18 protein-coding genes and 1 riboswitch are annotated in these 21,433 nt (G+C 42.2%); of the genes, 2 read left to right on the forward strand and 16 right to left on the reverse strand.

Annotated features, from left to right (window positions below):
• Positions 1-33: 33 nt before the first annotated feature.
• The 6 genes from BK582_RS16015 to BK582_RS16040 form a co-directional block, all read right to left on the reverse strand.
• Entirely contained in the window at positions 34-1,191 is a 1,158-nt protein-coding gene (locus BK582_RS16015; RefSeq protein WP_420841232.1) for a M24 family metallopeptidase, read from the reverse strand.
• Positions 1,192-1,714: 523 nt separating this feature from the next.
• Positions 1,715-3,418: a PucR family transcriptional regulator gene (locus BK582_RS16020; RefSeq protein ID WP_078596000.1), complete on the reverse strand. Its 1,704-nt coding sequence runs from the start codon at positions 3,416-3,418 to the stop codon at positions 1,715-1,717.
• A gap of 167 nt (positions 3,419-3,585) precedes the next feature.
• Positions 3,586-4,371 (reverse strand): enoyl-CoA hydratase/isomerase family protein, encoded by a 786-nt coding sequence (locus tag BK582_RS16025; protein WP_078596001.1) that lies wholly within the window; start codon positions 4,369-4,371, stop codon positions 3,586-3,588.
• 43 nt (positions 4,372-4,414) lie between these two features.
• Positions 4,415-5,077 (reverse strand): cyclase family protein, encoded by a 663-nt coding sequence (locus tag BK582_RS16030; protein ID WP_078596002.1) that lies wholly within the window; start codon positions 5,075-5,077, stop codon positions 4,415-4,417.
• Positions 5,078-5,346: 269 nt separating this feature from the next.
• On the reverse strand, positions 5,347-6,153 hold the full coding sequence (locus BK582_RS16035) for a hypothetical protein (RefSeq protein WP_078596003.1): 807 nt from the start codon (positions 6,151-6,153) through the stop codon (positions 5,347-5,349).
• A 301-nt stretch (positions 6,154-6,454) separates the two neighbouring features.
• Entirely contained in the window at positions 6,455-7,378 is a 924-nt protein-coding gene (locus tag BK582_RS16040) for a GGDEF domain-containing protein (protein ID WP_078596004.1), read from the reverse strand.
• 522 nt (positions 7,379-7,900) lie between these two features.
• Between BK582_RS16040 and BK582_RS16045 the strand changes: the two genes are divergently transcribed.
• Entirely contained in the window at positions 7,901-8,110 is a 210-nt protein-coding gene (locus BK582_RS16045) for a hypothetical protein (protein ID WP_078596005.1), read from the forward strand.
• 348 nt (positions 8,111-8,458) lie between these two features.
• Here BK582_RS16045 and BK582_RS16050 read toward each other — a convergent pair whose 3' ends face one another.
• The 9 genes from BK582_RS16050 to BK582_RS16090 all read right to left on the reverse strand — a co-directional run bounded on the left by BK582_RS16050 (position 8,459) and on the right by BK582_RS16090 (position 19,252).
• Entirely contained in the window at positions 8,459-9,178 is a 720-nt protein-coding gene (locus BK582_RS16050) for a Na-translocating system protein MpsC family protein (RefSeq protein ID WP_078596006.1), read from the reverse strand.
• Between the two features lie 89 nt (positions 9,179-9,267).
• The gene (locus BK582_RS16055) at positions 9,268-10,434 is read right to left on the reverse strand and encodes an iron-containing alcohol dehydrogenase (protein ID WP_078596007.1); all 1,167 of its coding nucleotides are present in this window, start codon (positions 10,432-10,434) and stop codon (positions 9,268-9,270) included.
• A 138-nt stretch (positions 10,435-10,572) separates the two neighbouring features.
• Positions 10,573-10,983: a CBO0543 family protein gene (locus tag BK582_RS27135; RefSeq protein WP_338066848.1), complete on the reverse strand. Its 411-nt coding sequence runs from the start codon at positions 10,981-10,983 to the stop codon at positions 10,573-10,575.
• A 174-nt stretch (positions 10,984-11,157) separates the two neighbouring features.
• A complete protein-coding gene (locus BK582_RS16065) occupies positions 11,158-13,746 on the reverse strand; it encodes a bifunctional diguanylate cyclase/phosphodiesterase (protein WP_078596008.1) in 2,589 nt (862 codons plus the stop codon).
• A gap of 144 nt (positions 13,747-13,890) precedes the next feature.
• A riboswitch (cyclic di-GMP riboswitch) is annotated at positions 13,891-13,975 on the reverse strand.
• Positions 13,976-14,273: 298 nt separating this feature from the next.
• On the reverse strand, positions 14,274-15,809 hold the full coding sequence (locus BK582_RS16070; RefSeq protein ID WP_078598081.1) for an AbgT family transporter: 1,536 nt from the start codon (positions 15,807-15,809) through the stop codon (positions 14,274-14,276).
• A gap of 112 nt (positions 15,810-15,921) precedes the next feature.
• Complete coding sequence (locus BK582_RS16075; protein ID WP_078596009.1) at positions 15,922-16,575, reverse strand: helix-turn-helix transcriptional regulator; 654 nt, start codon at positions 16,573-16,575, stop codon at positions 15,922-15,924.
• A 1-nt stretch (position 16,576) separates the two neighbouring features.
• Positions 16,577-17,788, reverse strand: a complete 1,212-nt coding sequence (locus tag BK582_RS16080; protein WP_078596010.1) for a metal-dependent hydrolase family protein — start codon at positions 17,786-17,788, stop codon at positions 16,577-16,579.
• Positions 17,785-18,780, reverse strand: a complete 996-nt coding sequence (gene ilvA, locus BK582_RS16085) for a threonine ammonia-lyase (protein WP_078596011.1) — start codon at positions 18,778-18,780, stop codon at positions 17,785-17,787. Before ilvA ends, BK582_RS16080 begins: the two co-directional genes overlap by 4 nt.
• 10 nt (positions 18,781-18,790) lie before the next feature.
• Positions 18,791-19,252 (reverse strand): RidA family protein, encoded by a 462-nt coding sequence (locus BK582_RS16090; RefSeq protein WP_078596012.1) that lies wholly within the window; start codon positions 19,250-19,252, stop codon positions 18,791-18,793.
• Positions 19,253-19,374: 122 nt separating this feature from the next.
• On the opposite strand from BK582_RS16090, the gene BK582_RS16095 reads away from it, so the two are divergent.
• Entirely contained in the window at positions 19,375-20,106 is a 732-nt protein-coding gene (locus tag BK582_RS16095; protein WP_078596013.1) for an alanyl-tRNA editing protein, read from the forward strand.
• Positions 20,107-20,194: 88 nt separating this feature from the next.
• Here the strand turns inward: BK582_RS16095 and BK582_RS16100 are convergent, their stop codons facing one another.
• Positions 20,195-21,244, reverse strand: coding sequence for an LLM class flavin-dependent oxidoreductase (locus tag BK582_RS16100; protein ID WP_078596014.1), 1,050 nt, complete (start codon positions 21,242-21,244; stop codon positions 20,195-20,197).
• Positions 21,245-21,433: the final 189 nt, after the last annotated feature.

Raw genomic sequence — 21,433 nt, forward strand, 5'->3', positions numbered from 1 at the left:
TTTTCCTTCAGTTAACGGAATTTCAGCCGGAACTTAAGAAACGTCTTCAATGCTTGCTGGTTTAACAAACAGTTCTCTCGGATAATCAGCCAGAACTTCACAGCCTGCCTCCGACACCCGGAAAGATTCGCTCAGCTCCACACCGTAATCATCAAGCCAGATTCCAGGAATCATATGAAACGTCATGTTGGGCTGTAAAACAGTTTTGTCTCCCTGCCTTAGGCTTGCAGTGTGCTCCCCCCAGTCCGGAGGATAATTTAAACCTAAGGAATAGCCGATTCTTGAATCTTTTGTAAAGCCGCTTTTGGCTATCGTCGTTCTCCAGACAGCTTCCACCTCTTCACATGTGATGCCAGGTTTAATAAAATCGATCGCCGCGTTGAGCCCTTCAATAACAACTTTAGAAAGCTCGCTGACTTCATGTGAAGGCTGTCCAATAACAAGCGTTCTGGCCAGGGGGGCGTGATAACGTTTATAGCATCCGGCCAGCTCCAGAATTACGGTATCTCCATCTTTATAGCAGTCATCTGACCAGGTCAGATGAGGAGTGGAGGTTTTTCTCCCTGCAGGCATGAGCGGTACAATCGCAGGGTAATCACCCCCATATTCTTTTGTTCCGGATATTTGTGCCCGGTAAATTTTCGCTGCAACGTCACACTCCCTGACTCCTGCTTCCACGGATTCTACTGCTGTCTGCATCGTCATCCCGGCAATTTTACCTGCTTTTTTCATATATTCAATCTCTTTGGGAGATTTAACAAGCCGCACCCAGTTTACGAGGTTTGTGCCATCTTTGAAAACAGCGTTTGGCAGACCTGCCTTCAGGCGGATGAAACACATGGCTGTAAAATAGTAAGAATCCTTCTCCACTCCAATTACCCTTTTCGACTGTCCTATCTCTGTAAGAATTTTTGCCACAAAATCCATTGGGTGTTTTGTAAGCGACTGGACGTGATCGTCAGGATAAGAAATTATATTTTGATGATAAAGCCAGGTTGTTGCCTTGGCTCCATTTGCGTCCTGCCCTCTGCCAATCCAGATTGGCTGTTCTTCATCTATCATTACGACCAGCATCTGATGCACGTAAAAAGACCATCCGTCATAACCTGTGAGATAATGCATATTTGCCGGATCGGTGATCAGCATTACTTCAATACCTTCAGAAGCCATTCTTTCTTTTGTTTTCAGCATTCTAACTTTGTACTCGGAAAGTTCAAACGGCAGCAATTTTATCACCTTCCTTTTCCATTCATCGTACTTCCATTGTAATACGAAACTGAAAATTCCAACAATTGCAATAATGTATGAATTTTTAATGAACTTTTAGTCAAATTGGCTAGAGTTATTCGGATTAAATATCCTGCAGCCTGTTTCCAGCAACCTATTGAAAAAGGAGCTCCAGGGAAGTGTAACGGCTCCTCATTCCGCTGAGTGGGATAAAATAGTGTTTTATGAAGGTGCAGCGGAACCACGATCCGAAAAAATCACAAAATCAATGAATTTTACGTAATAACGGAATGAGGATCCGCAAATAAGCACATCCGCTATAAACAAACAAAACGCCTGGATACTAAGATCCCAGGCGAATATGTTTTCTTCTTTTATTTCATCAGTTTTCCCCGATCTTCTCCACGGGACTTCAACGGAACTGCTAAATTAAAACAAGCAAAGGCTATTTTTGTTTCCTTCCTTTTCCCGATACCCTCATGACCCATTACTCTTCTTCTGCCATCCCGATTTTCCAGATGCGGATGCTTAGATCCATTAGAAAAACATCATCCGGGTTGGCCAGCGATAATCCGGTGAGGGACTCGACTTTTCTCAGCCGGTACAAAAGGGATTGACGGTGAAGGTTTAAAGCTCTGGCAGTCTGGCTTACTTTGCTTTGGTTCTCATAATAAGCCATGAAAGTATCAATCAGATCCATCTTCCTTTGCTTTTCATAATCGGTGAGCGGTTTGATTGTAGAAGAAACAATATCTCTGACCTCCTCGTTTTCAGCTAAGCTGAGGAGGATACGGTCCATTCTTGTTTCTGAAAAAGCGGAACGGTGGCCGGCTCCTTTTCTTTTTTTACCAATCCGCAGTGCAGTTTCCGCTTCCTCAAAGCTCTTGCTGAAGCGAATTTCTCCAACATGGAGGGTTCCTATCCCCCATGACATGATGACTCCAGGCAGCAGATTCATCAGGCGGCGCTCGATGAGATTCAGAAAGGTATTCACTGTTTCCCTGCTGTTATCAATAGGGACTTCCAGGAAGATAATCACCATGTTCTTCTGGTAAGTTACCATCGTTTTTCGCTGCATGGACTCGCCTGTATAATAGATCTCATCTTCAATGAAGTGGATCATACTTTGAAGCCAGTCCCTGTAGGATTGCTCTTTTTTGCCAATCTCGTTATACAGTTCTTTCAGGTTTTCCGGCGTTCCTGAAATACACTGATACGGCAGCTCAATATCATAGCCAAGAACCTTTGAACGGGACAGGACATTGCTCCATGTACCCATCTGTCCTCGTGCAAGATTCCATACGAAATCCTCTCTTAACCTGAGCTCTGTTTCCTCTACGGCGCTTTCTCTTAAAAACCATAGTGCTGCCGCTGTTACTGCATGTTCAAGTACTACGAGACGGCGGTAATTAAAATATTCTTCAGGGGATTCATTTTCCTTGAGGAGGACGAATAGATACCCCTTCTTTTTATTTGTTGTCTGGACAATGGGCAGCTGGAGTATGATTCTGCCGTTCGAAGCTTCCACCTTGTGCACCTTTGTCTGAAACGGATCGTTTGAAAGCTCTTCCTCGATTTGCTCCTGGGGAATAACTTTGGAGCCCAGAAGCTGGTCCCAGACTGCAGAGAGCTTCCTGGATAAAAAGCTTGCTCCCTTTCTGACACCTTGCCTGTTCGTTATTAAAATTGGAGCCGAAATTTTTTCACTGGTGTATCTCGCCAGCGCATTTAAGTCGGCCCCCTGTAAAATTAAGTTAAGCATATGCTGTTGAGTTCTTTGGGAATGTTCAAAGTCCTTTTGCTGCAGCTCGTTAATTTTCCTGGTCACTGCTTTAGTAATATCAGCAAACCGGATTTCCCAGGGGATTTCTATAATCGGAAACTGGTTTTCCTGTGCGAACTCAATACTTTCTCTGTCGATATAATACGTATGCCGCCCTGTGGCGACGGCAAGCCCTGAAGCTTTTGAATTGATAATGTCCTCTACAAAACGCCTGAACAGTACCGGGTCATTGCCGCATCCCATGCCTGTTGTCAAAACAAGCTCATTGTTGCGAACAAAGTTCTCAACAGGTGTCTCGGTTACAGATACCCATTCTACATGTCTGTTTTCAAGACAATCCCTGGAAGTTTTCATGATGGCATTTCCCATGATCTCCAGATCCATAACTTCTTCCATCGTTAACCCCATGTCTTTCACCCCCTGAGATGCACTATTGCAGCTTCTTATACTTCTACTATTAAAATTATTTATATTTATGCCTCTGCTCTGTACTGCTTTACTGGAGCCAGTGCCTGCCCCCTGGTTGTATAAGAAGCTTCTCCTCAGGTTAAGCAGGCACCGGAAAAGCTCAGCTTTTATTTAGGGAATTCGGGCTTTCTTTTTTCCAGAAATGCATTTATTCCTTCCTGCCCTTCCGGGGACGCTGTTTTCTCTGCAATCAGCAAGGACTCTTTTTCTGTCTGATCTTCAAGGCTGTGATGGAAGGAGCTGTATAATAATTCTTTAGTGAGTCCGAAGGCTTCGGTTGCTCCTTCTGCCATGCTCTCCGCAAGTTTATTTGTGGTGTTCTCCAGTTCTGTGTCGCTGCATGTTTCGGTAATCAGGCCCCATTCTTTTGCTTCTTCAGCTGTAAGCATACGGTTCAGGAGAGATAGCTCCAATGATTTTTTCAGGCCGATAAGACGCGGCAAAAAGTAGCTCGTGGCACCGTCCGGAGTTAGACCTGCTTTCGTATATGCCATGACGAATCTTGCCTTTTTAGTTGCGACGACGATATCTGCAGCACAAACGAGGCCCATTCCTGCTCCTGCTACTGTGCCGTTAACAGCAGCAATGACAGGCTTTTTCATTTTTACAAAATTTATAATTGCCTTATTCAGATGGAGGGTAACCTGGCGAAGGTGGGGCGAGATACCGGAGCCCTCAGCCGCAAAGGCTTTCAGGTCGCCTCCAACGGAAAAATGGCTCCCGCTGCCTTTTAGGACAACGACTCTGATATTTTTGTCTTCTTTATATATTTCTGATATATGGGCAAGCTCCTCCATGAACTTAAGCATTACACTGTTTCCTTCGTCGGACCGGTTGAAGATAATAATTCCAGTATGGTTTTTTATTTCTGGCTTTATAGTGGTGTATTCCATTTCCGCAATTCCTCCTGTATAAGTAGTTTTGTTAAAATGAGTGCTATTTTAATTCAGCGAATGCTCTTACCGGAAAGGTACCAAAGCCCTTCACTTTCGGAGGGACAGCATAAAATTGAAACGATTTATTCTTTAATGCTTCAAGATTACAGAGATGTTCCGCAATTACTATTTCTTCTGCCAGCAGTGTGCTGTGGACGGGGCGGGAATTTACGGATGTGTCATCGATGTTTACAGAATCGATACCTACGAGTGCCGCTTTTTTCTGTACCAGGTATTTTGCTGCTCCTTTTGTTAAAAACGGGTGGTTTTCGAAATACTGGTCTGTGTTCCAGTGTTTATCCCAGCCGGTATGCACTAAAACGGCTTTCCCCTGCACGTCCAGTCCGGAAAAAAACTGTTCGCCGATTTCCTTTATCCCGTTATCAATGTGAATCAGCACGCCTTCAAGTCCTGCAAGCTTGTCAATGGTTACTTCAGTCAGATCCTTACCTGTCCTGTAACGATGGAACGGAACATCTACATATGTACCAGTGTTAGAGACCATTTCAATTTTTCCTATCTGGAATTCTGTCCCTTCCTCGTAGTGCTTCCGGGACTCTTCCCTGCTGAGAAAATCGCAGATCAGCGGGGCAGGAAGTCCTTTGTATGTAACAAGCCCGTCTTCTATCGTGTGGCTCAGATCAATGAATCTTTTCTTCAGCATGGTTTCACCTCACTAATTTTGTTTCTCTATCTATTCTCTTTTGATCAGCAGATTCCCTTTTAATTATGGAACAAAGGAGAGTTGAGGATAACTGTTGGATAGTTACTATATAAAAAAATAAGCACCCTGTTGTGAGCTGCAGCTCAGACAGGATGCTTATACAGGTACAGTCTGTCCCGGTGAAGGGATAAACTATGTTAACCGCACAGTGTTGCCGGCACCGGCGGATATGATAATTATGTGGAGTCATTGAAGAAATTATACAGTTTTCAGTTGAACTTAAATGTGCTGATTATTTTCGGCAGATCAGTGTATATCATGTGCTGCACCAGTTCCAGTTTTTCGCTGTTTTCAGGTGCTAATAATTCCTCGGTTGGTTCTCCGGGTATGATGTAACCAAAAGTATAACCGTTATTTGTGGCGATTGGCATCCAGAAAGGATTGTCTTCCTGCTCTTTACCTTTTTCTTCGGTGTAAATTATTACAGAGAAAACAAGCTGGTTAATTTCTGCGGAAGGTTCGTAATAGAAATTTACCGCTCCTTCCTGATCAGGAGAAAATGCATTTGTGTCTATACGAATGATATCTTGCCACGTTTCCGGAAGTTCCATTGTAAAACCAAACTGGCTGTTCGTATACAGATTGCTGTCTGACAGAGAATCTCCCCCTCCATTGCCGTTAGGCTGTCCAGATTCAGTTTCCTCTTCCTCTTTTTTTACTTCCTCTTCAGTCAGTTCCTTCTCAATGTTATTAGAAGCAGCTTCGTTTTCAGTCTCCGTCTTTTCACCTTCAACAAGAGTATTATTCTCGCTGCCGCCCCGGTCTGAATCTTTTGTAGTTTCGGAGATTTCCTCTGTTTCTTCAATTACCTCGTTATCAGGGAGTTCATTTTCAGTATGATTGCTGTTTTCTTCATGTTCCTCGTCCTGAATTACTTCTCCACTGTTATTACTTCCATCTTCTGCTGCGTCCCCTGTAGTCGGCTCTGCAGAATCCCTGAACCATAATAATAAAAGCAGCACGGAAAGGAGAACGATAAATATTGCTCCCTTCCCTTTAATACCTGGCTTCATCATATGCTTTTGCCCCCTGTTCTGTACCGTCCTGTTAAATATTAATCATTATCTCATGAAGCATAGATTTTAAACAGAGACTTCAGGTGAATTTTAGCGTTTTTTCCAGGTTGTTTCACAACTTTCTATAATTAGACATATATTTGACATGAACATGCCCGGCTGCGATAATCGCTGTAATTTATCAAGGGCCTCGAATCACTGCGCATCATAAATGAATTAATATTAAGGTTAGGCATAAAAAATAAGCTGCTGAACATTGATTCAGCAGCCAGGAACGTATTATTGCCAGGTATAAGATAAGTTAAACAGGGGCATTAATTTTTTTATCATAAAGGAAGAAACTGTTTTTTTCTTCGTTTTTTGTAAAATACATTGCTTTATCTGCGTTCTTAAGCAGCATCTCAATAGTAATCCCATGGTCCGGATATATAGTGGCACCAATACTTGCCGATAATTTAATTGGCTTGCCGAACAAATCAACTGGTACATTAAAGGACCTGAATATTTTCTCTGTTACTTTGTTAACATCGTCGGAGTCGGCAATATTGTCAAGAAGGATAGTAAACTCGTCTCCGCCAAATCGGCCGACAATGCCCTCGATTCCAATTACATGCTGGAGTTTCCGGGAAACCTGCAGAAGAAGCTCGTCCCCAGCCAAATGTCCAAAAGTGTCATTGACCAGTTTAAACTTGTCCAGATCAAGAAAAAGCAGAGCTAATTTTTTGTCATTGTGTTCGGCATGTGTAATTGAATCTTTTAGTTTCTCAAGAAACAAAGCTCTGTTTGGAAGCTGAGTCAATGAATCATGATATGCCATATGCTGCATTTTGTCTTCCATTTGTTTTCGTTCGGTAATGTCACGCATAATCCCGATGTAATACGAATCCTCAGGTTCAGCTTTATTTATTTTTGTAATGGTTATGTAAGACCAGAATAATTCTCCGCTCTTCCGTCTGTTTACCAATTCCCCAGTCCAGGTCCCCGTTGTGAAAAGGCTGTTCCACATCTCCTGAAAAACGAAAGGATCTGTTTTGCCGGATTGTAAAAATTTTGGGTTCTTACCTGTTACTTCCTCCAGCCTGTAACCTGTAATCTTTTCGAACGATGGGTTCACTGCAATAATTTGCTGTTTAAAATCGGTAATCATCAGCCCGTCATTCATTAATTGAAAAAGCTCCCACATGTTTTCACGATCATTCGCAAACTTTTCAAAAGATGTATTCATTTTTTCGCCGACTTTTATCTCCTTTAAAACTCAAAAGTCTGCTTCCCCCCGCTGTCATTTTAGTTAATACAATCGCATGACACATAAAAAAATATAACTGCTGAAATTATTATAGTAAACAGGCCTGTAAATTACAAAACATTATTATATAAGAAAATTTTTTTTCCTTATTGTAGTCCGTTGTTTGTTGGAAAAAGCAGCTTAATGGATTGAATTGAACCATTGACAATTTTTAATGAAGCTAATACGATTGTACTACTCGGAAAACAATAGCGTTTCCGTTTTAAAAATGGTGTCTCGCAATTTTTATAACGAGACGGCTGAAAATCAGCATCAATCTATACCATAGCCTTTTTTATATGAAATATGTTTGATATTTTATGAACAGTTAACATACGTGGGTAAGATGCCGCAGACAGTAGTGCTGAAGGTAAAGCCGAAAAGGAAAGTCCATTTTATGGGCTCTTTTCGGCTTTTTTTATTGAAATGGAATTTTACTGAAAAGGAGAGGAAAGGGTCCAAATGAGTTATTTTATTGACCATAAACATAAATTAATACATCGAAAACTTTTTGCGAAAGATCGTTGCGGATTTATCGGCACGCCGGTAGACCTAAGAGAATTCACCAATTCCCTTGAATATATATCAGAACTTCAGGAAGAAAAGCATTATTCAAAATGCCCTCATTGCCAGGGGATGAAGCCTGCAGTGAAGGATTCGTTTATTGATTAATTATTTATTGTTCTGTCGATTTCCATTTGTCCAGAGGAGTAACAGAATCAGAGCGGTTCACTACGCAAAGCCTTCTTCAGCTTGAGTTGTTCTGAGAGAATGTTAATTTGTTAATTTGTCCTTTTGAACTGATCCGTTGCGTAATTAGTTGAAATACATAGCGAGGAACTTTTGAAGATTTATAAGTCCGTGCTTATTGGTGCGGCTCCTCATTCCGCTATTCGCCTCTTTCACCTATGAAAATACTGTATTTTATGCTGTTAGCGGAACGAGGAACCGTTCCAAGTGTATTTTTCTTTTTTACGGCTCCTCATTCCGTTATTCTGCTAAACAGCACGATTTCTGACTTTACTGCTTTTTATCCTCCTGGACAGGATCTTTTTTCAGAATCAGAACAATAAAACCTTCATCTTTATCGAAATTCCAGTCGACAAAGTATTCACTAATGTTTCTTTTTAATGCTGTTTCCAGCTGTACCTCTTTTAATGCTCTCCGTTCCAGAGGCCTTTTGGACAGCTTTAAATCTTCTATTACTCCGTTCTTTATTAATTCTTTTTCAATTGGTACAAGGATTTCTTTGCGCCTGACTAAGATTGTTCTGTCATTCAGCCAGTAAGCTTCTGTACTTCCGGGTTTTTTCTGAACAAGGACACTTGCTCTGTCTATTCCCTCGATAAACTCTCCCTTACTTAACTCCTCCGGCCAGAAGGAGTCTTCTTCTTTTTCCCCATCAACCAGTAATATTCCGAATATGGTACCTGACTCCTTCTCCAGATCCCAGTCTGCATATAAGTGTTTCACATCCAAACCTGATTTCTTCCATAATTCCAGGATAATTTCCTGTTTCAATTCCTGCATCAGCAGGTCCCTTGTTTCCAGCACACGCTGATATTCTTTCTGGCGAAGCAGGATTTTCTCCATTGGAGCAATAAAGCCCCTGATATGAGCCGTGAAAAAAGGAGGCTTTATTGTTACGTAAACAGAGGAGGGACCCTTTCCAAAATTATTGCGCAGCATGGATGAAATAAACCTGGCTGTCTCAGAGTGAATATTTGTTTCTGAAGCCATTAAATAGAACTCCTTTACGATAATTTTCGGTACTTCTATTTGTACTCTTCCCAAAGTATTGGAATAGAAACCGAAAAGTATTTAGTGAGCTATGGTTTTGATTCAAAAGCTTTATAAAAGAGGTTTTTGTAATCCTCTTCTGTTATGTCTCTCGCATTGCTTGGAGTGGACCCGTTTTCAAATGCAGATTTCGCCAGGTAATCAAAATCCTCAGTACGAGCTTCCAGTAAGGACGCAAAGGAAGGGATTTCAATATCTTTAGCAAGCTGCTTTACTTCGTGAACCAGAGCAGCAGCAGCTTCCGAATCGGATTCTTTTTCACCCGCTAATCCGAAAGTTCTGGCAATTTCAGCGTGTTTATACGTATCTGCTTCAGCATTAAACTCGATAAGATAAGGTAAAAACATGGAGTTAGCCACCCCATGCGGAGTATCATACAGCCCGCCAATTGCTTCTGCCATACAATGAACAGAAGCCACATCAGCGTGTGAAAAAGCCATTCCTGCAATCATTGAGCCTGTCATCATATGGTACCGGGCCTCTTTGTCGGAACCATTTTCCACTGCCCTCCGGAGATTCGGATATATATGCTTCATTGCCTGAATCGCAAGCCCGTCTGAAACAGGGTTCGAAAGTTTGCATGTGTATGCCTCTATTGCGTGTACAAGTGCGTCCATACCGGTGGAAGCGGTTAATGCTGGCGGGAGCCCGTACGTAAGCTCAGGGTCCACAATAGCTGCCGCGGGAGCAATTCTTACATCCTTAATTGTAAATTTGATTTTTCTTTTTGTATCCGTAATGACAGAAGATCTTGTTACTTCAGCGCCTGTCCCGGCTGTTGTAGGGATCGCCACAAGGGGCTTTACTGGTCCTGGCACATTCCCCCGCCCTGCATACTCCTGTGGCATTCCGCCATGCATTTGCAAGACTGCGATCGCTTTCGCTGCATCTATTACCGATCCTCCTCCAAGAGCCACAATACAATCAGCGTCAAAACTCCGGGCTGCTTCTCCCCCTTCTGCACAGTCTGCGTCTTTTGGATTTGGCACCACTTTTGAGAAAATTTCCACTTCGAAACCGTTCTTTTGAAGCTGTTTTAAAAGTATGTCCGCAAGGCCGATTTTTTCCATCCCCTGATCGGTTACTAAGAAAACTCTTCTGCCTTTAGTAATATTGCTTATGTAATCTGCTGTTTTGTAAAAAAGTCCATTACCTAAGTAAATTTTTGTTGGTAAATCGAATGTGAAATTATTCATCCTGTTTCCTCCAGTTTGGCAGTTTAGTTAGTCTATTGATTAGATTCGACACCTATTGCTAAACTCCTCCACTTGTTCAACCGATCTAAACAGCACAGCAAAAAAAGCGTTCCAGTTTAGAACACTCTCTGCCTGATTTTATGAAAACTCAGCTGATTGAGAAGTAAAATCTTCTCTGAAAAACCATTTGTAAAATATCCGGGAAAGATAATTAGTGATGCCCAGGGTCTGAAAACTCCAGTACCACTTCCATTTTCTGTACTTAATTAAATTAGTGTATCTTTCTATAGCAACTTCCCCCAAGGTCATAATTCCCGCATAGAAGACTATGTATAACAGTTTAACAAAAGAATTGTATTTTTCCGGATATTTAATGTTAAAGATTGCACATAAAGCAGTGTAAATAAAATACTCGAATGAAAAACTGGATTTATTTTCTTTTTTAAAAAATCTTACCGGATACGTGATATAGTCTTTTTTCACGACCATCAGTCCCAGTGGCCAGGTAAGCATCTGCTTAAATAAAAATGCTGCAATAGCATGTCTGATTTTATTTTCATATTAAATTTAATAATACTTTATTGTTGACCATTATGAAAACCTCCCTTGTACTTAAATTATCCTTTTAAAGGATATAAATACGGTTTAAGGGAGGTTCAGCCCTTCTTTACGGGATTTATCAACATGCAGGAGGAGTGCTTTAAATTACTGGGCGTGCAAATATTATTCTCCCGCTTTAGTTCTTCTTAAAAACCCTTCGATTTCTTCTGCTGGAAGGGGCTTGCTGTAGTAATACCCCTGCCCGATAACACCTTTTTGCTTCAGAAAGTTAACCTGGTCTTCCGTCTCAATCCCTTCTACAATAACATCAGAACCAATTTCAGTGCCTATTCGTATAATCGTATCCAGCAGACCTGCTGATTTACTGTTTTTCATGACATCCCTGAGGAATGACTGATCAATTTTCAGGCTGTCTATATCAATGATTTTTATCATATTCAGTGAAGAGTAGCCGATGCCGAAATCGTCGATCGCAATGCGTACTCCTGATTCTCTTAGTTTATTCACGCTGTCTGCCGCTTCATTTACATCCATCAGTATCCGTTCGGTTATTTCAAGCTCTAAACAATGAGGCTGAAGGCCTGTTTCCTTTAATATGCGTGTAACCATCTCTGTAAAATCAGGATCCATAAACTGCCGGGCGGAAACGTTGACAGAAACAGGGGCATTTAATATTCCAGCATCATGCCATGCTTTTCCCTGTATACAGGCTTCATACAAAACCCATTCTCCAATATCGACAATCATTCCTGTTTCCTCCGACAGAGGGATAAACTCAGCCGGAGATACGGTACCAAATTCCGGCTTCCACCTAAGTAATGCTTCCAGGCCGGTAATCTTAGACGTCTCCAGTTCAAACTGCGGCTGATAATGCAGGGAAAATTCTTTCCGATGGAGTGCTTTTCTGAGAGAACTGACGAGCTGGTTTCTTCGCATGACTTTTTCGTGAAGATGTTCTGTATAGAACTGATATTTGTTTTTTCCTGTATCTTTTGCATGATACATAGCTAAATCAGCATTCTTTATTAAATTTACGGCATTCACTTTATATTCAGGGTACATGCATACACCAATGCTCGGCGTAATAAAGACTTCATTTCCGTATAGCTCAACAGGCATTGTTAATTCATTAATGATTGTTCTGCAAAGTGTTCGCATTTCAGAGATGCCTGCTTGTTCAGTTAAAATTAAGAATTCATCACCGCCCTGTCTGGAAAGTATATCTTCATCTCCTATACATGATTTCATTATTTCAACAAGCTTTTTGAGCAATTCGTCCCCGAAATCATGTCCTAAGGTATCATTAATAGATTTGAAATTATCAAAATCAATAAATAAAATACCCAATGAACTACTGTTTTCATCAGCCCGATTAATCGCTTCTTCCAGTTTCAGCTTAAACAGTGAACGGTTTGGCAGGCCGGTTAAGGCGTCCTTATATGCAAGTTCTCTGATCTCCTCGACTGCCTGCTTTTTTTCTGTAATATCCTGAACAAAAGCTAGGACAGTACAGGAATTATCCTTATAAGAAACAGGAACTACATTCACATCAATAAATAAGTGATGCCCTTCTTTATGAATAAGCCAGTTTTCAAAACGGAATGACTGGCCATCTTTTACCTTTCGAAAAACTTCTTCGGCTTCTTCTTTAAACAGCATTAGGTTATTAAAATGCATTCTGAGCAGTTCCTGTTTACTGTATCCGGTTAGTTTTTCCGCTACATTGTTAACTCTTGCGTAATTGCCTACTTCATCGATTTCAAAAATTGCGTCAAGAGAGTTGTTGAACAGAGAATCGAATTTTTCCTGGGTCTCCTGAAGATCCTCGATTACTTCTTCCAGCTGCTGCTCGGCCTTTTTCTGATTTGTGACATCTCTCGTAATGTAGGCAAAATGAGTGATGCCCTGGTTATTATCTCCAATCGGGTTTCCTTTAGTGTCCAGATACACCCAGTGGCCTTTTTTATGTTTAAACCGAAACACTGCCTGGTGCTCCTGTTGATTGGTTTTAAGTGATTCTTCAAATGCCTCCACTACAAAATTAATATCATCAGGATGCATAAATTCAAAGCAGTTTTTACCTAACAGCTCCAGAGAAGAATAACCTAAATACTTTTCATGGGACGGTGATACATAAACATAATTACCCTCAAGATCCACAATACCGATAAAATCAGAAACATTATCTGCAAGGAGCCGGTAGTGCCGTTCGCTCTCTGATAGTTTCTCATCTGTCTTTTTATGTTCCAATGCCATAGCTGTTATATATGTAAAAGTTTCTATTATCTGTACATCATCTGCTGAAGGCTCATTCGGAAAACTGTGATAAAGGGCAAAAGTACCCAGTATTTTTCCTTCAGAGGAAAGAATCGGTTCGGACCAGCATGACCTCAGGCCATGTGAAACACCAAGGGATTGAAATTCATTCCAGAGCGGATCCTTTGTAATATCTTTTACGATTACTCTTTCTTTTCTGTATGCTGCAGTTCCGCATGAACCTGAATGAGGAGCTATTTTGATTCCTTTGACAGCACGTTTATATGAATCGTCAAGGCTTGGAGCCACAGTGTCTGCTAAAATGTTTTCTGCTTCATCACATATCATTATTGAACAGTATGTATCCTTAAAAATACTTTCAATTTCCACGGTCACTCTCTCGAGGATGCTCATAAGGGATTCCCCGGTTGCAATCATTTCCAGAATAATATTTTGCGATTTCAGTAGTTTTGTATCCGGAATATTTAATGTCATACTTCCCTTTCCTTTCTCTGTTCATACTGATCTTAAATTCTCATGGAATGGTGCTGCCAAATACAGGGACCCCGGACTCTTACCAATGAAAACCTTCATTTAAATACAAAAACACATCCGTTTTCAGAATGTGCTATCCATTAAAACGGTAACTGGCTGGCATAACTTTGCAGTTGTAGCCCCTGTAGTTTTGCGTCCCATCATTTCTGAAGGTTTGCCCTGAACGTTTAGTTTTAAAATTTTCCAATTAATTACACTGATTCCTTTTGAAGTTACCATAAGTACTTTGTCTGTACGATAAGAAATTTTTATAATTACAGGACTTGGGATGAGAGAGGGAAACAATTAACTTCATAGGGTTATAGTCATCCTGTAAAAGTACCGTTCCCTTGTCTGAAATTTTTAAAACTACCAGAGTGGATAATATATCCATGTAAGAGTTATGTTAGTGGTTAAAAACTAAAGAAACAGGCTGATGAGAAAAAATTCTCAACAGCCTGCCAGGGTCATAATTAATCTGAATAGCTTTAATTATTCAGGTGGATAAATTCTCCTGGTCCCAGTGGAAGCCCAAGGAAGTACCATGCTGCGAAAAGGATAATCCAGACGATTGCGAATGCAATTGAGTATGGGAGTAAAGAAGCCATAAATGTTCCGATACCGATTTTCGGATCGTATTTTTTCGCAAATGTCAGGGCGATAGCGAAATACGCAAGCATTGGAGTAATTGGGTTCGTGATCGAGTCTCCAATGCGGTATGCGAGCTGGGTGAATGCCGGGCTGTATCCTACAATCATAAACATAGGCACAAAAACCGGCGCGAGGATCGCCCATTTCGCAGAAGCACTTGCAACCATGAGGTTGATCAGCGCTGCCACAATAATAAATCCAAGGAGAAGCGGAAGGCCGGTTAATCCTAATGCCTGAAGAAGGTCTGCTCCCTTAATGGCAACGATCGGACCTAAATTACTCCAGTTAAAGAAGGCAATCATTTGTGCAGCAACGAAGGCGATAACAATGTACATTCCCATGCCGGACATTGCTTTTGCCAGATGGTCAGCAATATCTTTAGAAGATTTCAGAACCTTAGTAACGAGTCCATAAACGAGCGCTGGCACCAGGAAGAATACCATCATTAGCGGCACAAGGCCTGTCATGAATGGTGAAACAGTTAACGAACCTGTCTCAGCATCCCGGAGCAATGCATCCTGAGGGATTGTAAGGAACAGAACGATTACTGAAAGAACAGCAATGGATATACCTGCCCAGAGCAATCCTCTTTTTTCTGATTTTGTAACTTCTTCAATCTTTTCTGTAGTACCTGTATACGAGCCGAGACGGGGCTCTACGATTTTTGTAGTTACAAGTACAGCTACAGGGACGAGAACAAAACAGGAAATAGCAAGGAAATAATAGTTCATTGCCGGATTTGCAACATAGTTAGCATCGATAATTTGTGCGCCGGTTTGTGTGAAACCAGCTACTAAAGGATCAAGCATGCTTAATATCAGGTTTGCACTAAACCCTCCGGCTACTGAAGCATATGCTGCAGCCAGACCGGCGATCGGATGCCTTCCGAGAGCTATGAAGATCATTGCTACGATTGGCGGAAGAACAACCATCGCTGCATCTGCTGCTGCATTCCCGAGCATTGCTACCAATACAATTACCGGAAGGATCAGTTTCTTTGGTGTATTCATAATGGTTGTTTTCATTAGCGCTGAAATCAGTCCGGTAGATTCCGCTAAGCCAACCCCCAGCATGACCACTAATACAATCCCAAGTGGAGGGAAACTTGTAAAGTTCGGAACGAGTTCGGTTAAAATCATAATTAACCCTTCCCCGTTCAATAAGTTCACGACGAAAATCTCTTCATCGGTTGCCGGGTTGACAGCCGATGTGCCTAAAGCGGCAAACACTGCGGAACAAAGAAGTATAATACCAGCAATAATTACAAATAGCATTACAGGATCAGGAAGTTTGTTACCGTACTTTTCCACAAAGTCTAAAAATTTAGAAAATAATCGATTCGCTATGCCTGGCTTTTTATTATTAGGATCCATTTGCGGGTCTGGTTTCACCCCTGGATTATTTTGTGGGATTGCGCTCACGAAGTTTCCCTCCTTATTTTCAATTATTTAGTGTTCTTTTTTCACATAGTTTTTGTGTCTTTTGTCAGCTCTGCGACTTGTCCAGATAGTTGTACATCGTATACTTGGAAATATCCAGCAATGTAGCTACTCGCTGTACGGCTCCTTTGATAAGAAATAATCCTTTCTTATCAAGGTAAGCAATAAAGGCTTCTCTCTCCTCCTTATTCATTAATGCAACTGGCTTGCCAATCTGATTGACTGCATCTTCAATGATTTCATCCTCAAGTTCTGTAATAGACTGGGAAAATTCCTCCTTTCTCGTTTTCTTCTGGTTTGTTGCCATGAGGCTTTCGGCAAAAGTGTGATTCATCTTTAAATATGTTAAATCCATATTAATGCATAAACAGCCAATCATTTCGTCATGCTCGTCCCTGATGATCATGGAGCTGGACTTTATATACTTCTGAGGAACGGTAGAATTAGGATAGTTCAGTATAAGATCCTCACCGTTTTCCCCTTTACGGAGTATTTCAAGCCCGAGATTTGTAACCGGAGAACCAATCCGGCGACCTGTCACCTCTCCATTAAAGATAGCGACGATGGAAGAAGAAACGTCTGAAAAATCATGCAATGTTACTTCACAGAACTCACCGAAAGTAGATGCTATCCCTTCAGCTATTGGAAGGTAGCTTCTTAGCAAAGGATGGATATCGGTTTTTACGAGCTGTTTTTCCATCTTACTGTACCTCCGGAACTTTATTCAGTGCTGTTCCCTGATAAAGCCTGCCATCCTTAAAAACGTGAACTGGATTTTTCAGAATACTAATGTCTGTAAGCGGATCCCCGTCCACAACCACTAAGTCAGCAGTTTTTCCTGCTTCAACGGTTCCTATTTTGCTGTCCGCTTTAACCGCTCTGGCAGCTGTGATAGTTGCTGATCTTAAAGCTTCCGCTGGACTCATCCCGCAATCCACCATCAATGCGAGTTCATCAGCGAGCAGCCCCGGTACATTAAATGGGGTTCCTGCGTCTGTTCCGGCTGCGATCGGCACCCCCGCTTCCAGAGCCAGCCGGAAACTATTAATATGGTCATCGACTATCTGATTCAATTTATTCAGCATATAGTCAGGAACGATCCCCTGCTTGTCCAGTATGAGGCGTGGTGCCAGTAAGGTTGGAACAAGATACGTCCCCATCTGGACCATGAGCTGGACTCCTTCTTCGTCAAGAAGATAAGCGTGCTCAATCGTTGTTACTCCAGCTCTGACTGCGTTCTTTATCCCCTCCGTGCCTATAGTGTGGGCCGCAACAGTTTTAGAAAGGTTTGCAGCTTCTTCACAGGCGCAACGGAGCTCTTCTTCATTTAACTGAACTCCCCCGGGTCCTTCGTTGCTTTCTGTGAGAACTCCGGCAGTAGCCATTACTTTTAAAAGATCAGCTCCTGCTTTAAACTGTTGGCGTGCTGCTTTTCTTACCTCGTCAGGTCCATCAGCTTCTACTGCCATAACGTGGCCGTGTCCGCCTGTCATAACGATGGGCCGCCCAGCGGCAAAAACTCTTGGCCCTTCAATGAGGCCTTCCTTTACTGCCCTGGAATATTTAATGTCTGCATTGTACCGGGTCCCGAGATTTCTTACCGTCGTAATTCCAGCAGCCAGAAATTCGTATCCTTGTTTTACAGCTTTAAAGGCAATTTCCTCAGACCCGTCATCTTTCATCTTTGCGAACGGATCGGGAGAAGCATCCATTCCGAGATGGACATGAGAATCTATTAATCCGGGAATTACCGTTTTACCGGTGCCGTCTATTTCCGTAACAGCACCTTCTGGTTTTTTCACTGATATGCCAGCTTCTGTTATCCCTTCTTCGCTGAACAAAACCTCCCCGTTTTCAAAAATATCATCGCCGTTACAGGTGATCACGCGAATGTTTTTCAGCAAATATGTCATCGGGCCACCTCCTGTTTTGCAGCATTACGCTCTGTGTATTCTCTAATCAGCTTATGATAAAGCTCAAAGCTTACGTTCCCTCCGCTGACCATCACTACAGTTTTCTTGTCTTTTATGTTGACTCTTCCGCTTAGAAGCGCTGCTGTTGCAGCTGCACCGGAAGGCTCCACAACAAGCTTTGCCCTTTCAGCCATAAAAGCAACACTGTTTGCAATATCTGCTTCAGAAACGAGAACGAGGTCATCCACATATTTTTTCGTATGAGCGAAAGTCAGGTCTCCTGGTTTTTTTGCCATCAGGCCGTCAGCAATTGTATTTACTTCACTCACTTCAGTCGGCTGGCCATGCTGTAAAGAGGTATACATCGCAGTTGCCCCTTCTGTGTTAACTCCGATTACTTTAATCGTCGGTTTGATTTCCTTTAGAGCGGCTGCAAGCCCGGATATCAGCCCTCCACCGCTTACAGGGATGATGACTACCTCTGCATCCGGAAGATCTTCAAGTATTTCCAGCCCTATCGTCCCCTGACCAGCAATGATATATGGGTCATCAAAAGGATGGATCATTACACGGCCTTCTTGCTGATGTAATTCGAATGCCTTTTCAAACATGGCAATCGAAGTAGTTCCGTGTTCGATTACTTCCGCCCCGTACTCAAGGATGGCGTTCTTTTTGCTTAACACTGGGTTTTCCGGCATTACTACAGTTGATTTAACCCCGAGCTTTTGTGCCGCGTATGCAGTGCCTGCTCCATGGTTTCCCGCAGAAAAGGCAACTACTCCTTTTTTCCTCTCTTCTTCAGGCAGATTAGCAATTTTGTTATAGGCACCGCGGATTTTAAAGGAACCAGTCTTCTGGAGGTTCTCGGTTTTTAAATATACGTCATTACCTGTTAATGTGGATATTGTCGTGCTGTTTTCGAGCGGTGTTCTGTTAATTACACCTGCCAGATTAGCCCTGGCCTGGTAAATATCATTAATCGTAACTAGCATAGTAGCCCTCCTAATCTTCTATTTCTGCGACCATCTCGATTTCTACTGGTATATTAAATGGCAGGACACTTGTCCCAATCGCGGACCTGGCATGTTTTCCTTTCTCGCCAAGGAGTTCTGCGAAAAGATCTGAAGCAGCATCGATGACTTTTGGCTGATCATAGAAGTCTGGTGAACTATTTACAAATCCAAGAAGTTTAATTATTTTGATTTTATGTAAATCGCCTGCTTCACTGCTTACCATGCTTAATAAATTCACTACAGTTATTCTGGCTGCTTCTCTCGCCTCTTCAAATGTTACTTCTGCCCCGACTCTCCCCTGGTAAACAGGTTTTCCATTTACAAACGGACCGGCCCCTGAAACAAATAATAAATTACCAGTTCTTCTTACAGTGACGTAGTTAGCCATTGGTGCAGGCGGCTCGTCCGGCCATTGAAGCCCTGTGCTGTTTAATTTCTCCTGAATTGTCATGTACAGCCTCCCTTCTCTTTATGTTATAATATTCTAAAAATTTAATAAATTCAATAACTTTTTGTAATTATAAAAATTTTTTGTTATATTAAATAAAAATATTTTGCCTGGAGGGTGTTAGGATGACGGAAGAACTTTATCTGGAAGACAGTTATTTAAAAACATGCAGCGCAAATATCATTGAAATTAACGATGGTACGGTAATACTTGATAAGACAGTTTTTTATCCATCCGGCGGCGGACAGGAATGCGACCATGGTCATATCATACAGAACGGACAGGAATTTGAAGTACATAAAGTGAAAAAAGAAGCGGGGAAAATACTCCACTATGTACGGGATGCAGAAAGGCTTATTCCCGGTCCTGCTGAAGCGGTAATTGACTGGGAACGAAGAGAAAACCTTATGCGGCATCACACCATGCTTCATGTGCTTGCTGCGGTATTCCATAAAGAGTATGGCTCTCTTTGTACCGGTAACCAGATTTACCCGGAAAAAGCGAGAATTGATCTTACAGATATTACAGAGCTTGACCGGGATGAAATTAACAGGATCGTAGCTTTAGCTAATGAAGAAGTAAAGAAAAACCATCCTGTCTCAGCGAGAACCCTCCCTCGAGAAGAAGCGGAAGCAATTTCAGGCGCGATTAAAACAGTAGTGAATCTTATTCCAAAGGCTGTGAAAGAAATCCGTCTCGTGAAAATCGGAGAGATAGACGAACAGGCATGCGGCGGGACCCATGTGAAAGGAACAGAGGATATCGGGGAAATTGTTCTGGATAAAACAAAAAATAAAGGAAAAGGAACAACAAGGCTTGAGCTTCGGGCTGTAACTAAGAGTGTTGAAGCAGTTTAGATGTGTATTGGTGGATTTCTCTATAAAAAACAGAGGCAGCCTTTTAAAAAGGTCTTGCCCCTGTTTGTTTTTCCTATGTGTTAGTCTCTTACCGGCCTTTCTCCCACTCCGCTATCTCGCCTTTTACACGGGGAGCTACCTCTTTGCCAAGGAGTTCAATCGCATTCATGACTTCATCATGAGGCATTGTTCCAAGAGGAAGATGGAGCATAAAACGGGTGATCCCTACATTTTTTCTAAGGTGGATAATCTTCTCCGCCACATAATCAGGATCCCCGACATAAAGAGCCCCTTCAAAACTTCTGGCATGGTCGAAGCTTGACCGGTCATAATGCCCCCAGCCTCTCTCCCTGCCAATAACATTCATCACCTGCTGGGTTGACGGGAAAAACTTATCTGCTGCTGTTTCTGTTGTTTCCGCTATAAAACCATGTGAGTGGGAAGCGACTGGAAGTTTGGAAACATCATGGCCCGCTTCCGCTGCTGCTCGTTTATACAGGTCAACAAGGGGAGCAAACTGCAGCGGGCTTCCACCAATGATCGCCAATACGAGCGGCAGCCCCAGATATCCGGCCCGCACAACGGATTCAGGATTCCCGCCGCTTCCGATCCATACAGGCAGCGGATCCTGTACAGGACGAGGATATATCCCCCGGTCATGAATGGATGGACGGTGCTTTCCTTTCCAGGTGATTTTTTCTGTTTTTGTAAGTTGAAAGAGCAAATCGAGTTTTTCTTCAAACAATTCATCATAATCCTGCAGATCATAACCGAACAATGGGAAGGATTCAATAAAGGATCCCCTCCCTGCCATAATTTCCGCCCGGCCGTTTGAAATACCGTCAACCGTAGCGAAATCCTGGAAAACTCTTACCGGATCATCTGACGAAAGCACCGTAACCGCGCTCGTCAGTCTTATGTTTTTTGTCTGAGATGCGGCAGCTGCCAGAAGAACAGCGGGCGAAGAAGCGGCGAAATCTTCCCTGTGATGCTCCCCCACTCCAAAGACATCCAGCCCCACCTGGTCAGCAAGGACAATTTCCTCCACTACCTCTCTGAGACGCTGCGCATGGCTGATTACTTCACCAGTTTTCGGATCTGGCGTTGTTTCTACAAATGTACTGATTCCAATTTCCAATGTATATCCCCCTCTTTTTGATTAGAAAATTATGTATTGCATATTTTGTTCATTGTTTATTATTTTGAGGTTTATTAGTATGGAATACAAGGTTTTTGAACCGATGTGACGCTGTATCTTACACTGGCAGAGTTGACAATATGTTAAAAAGAAGGTTTAACTGCGAAATCGCCCCTCCAACTTGCGAAA

Origin of the sequence: Evansella clarkii, from assembly GCF_002019695.1 — a bacterium.
In the GTDB taxonomy this organism is placed as follows: domain Bacteria; phylum Bacillota; class Bacilli; order Bacillales; family Salisediminibacteriaceae; genus Evansella; species Evansella clarkii.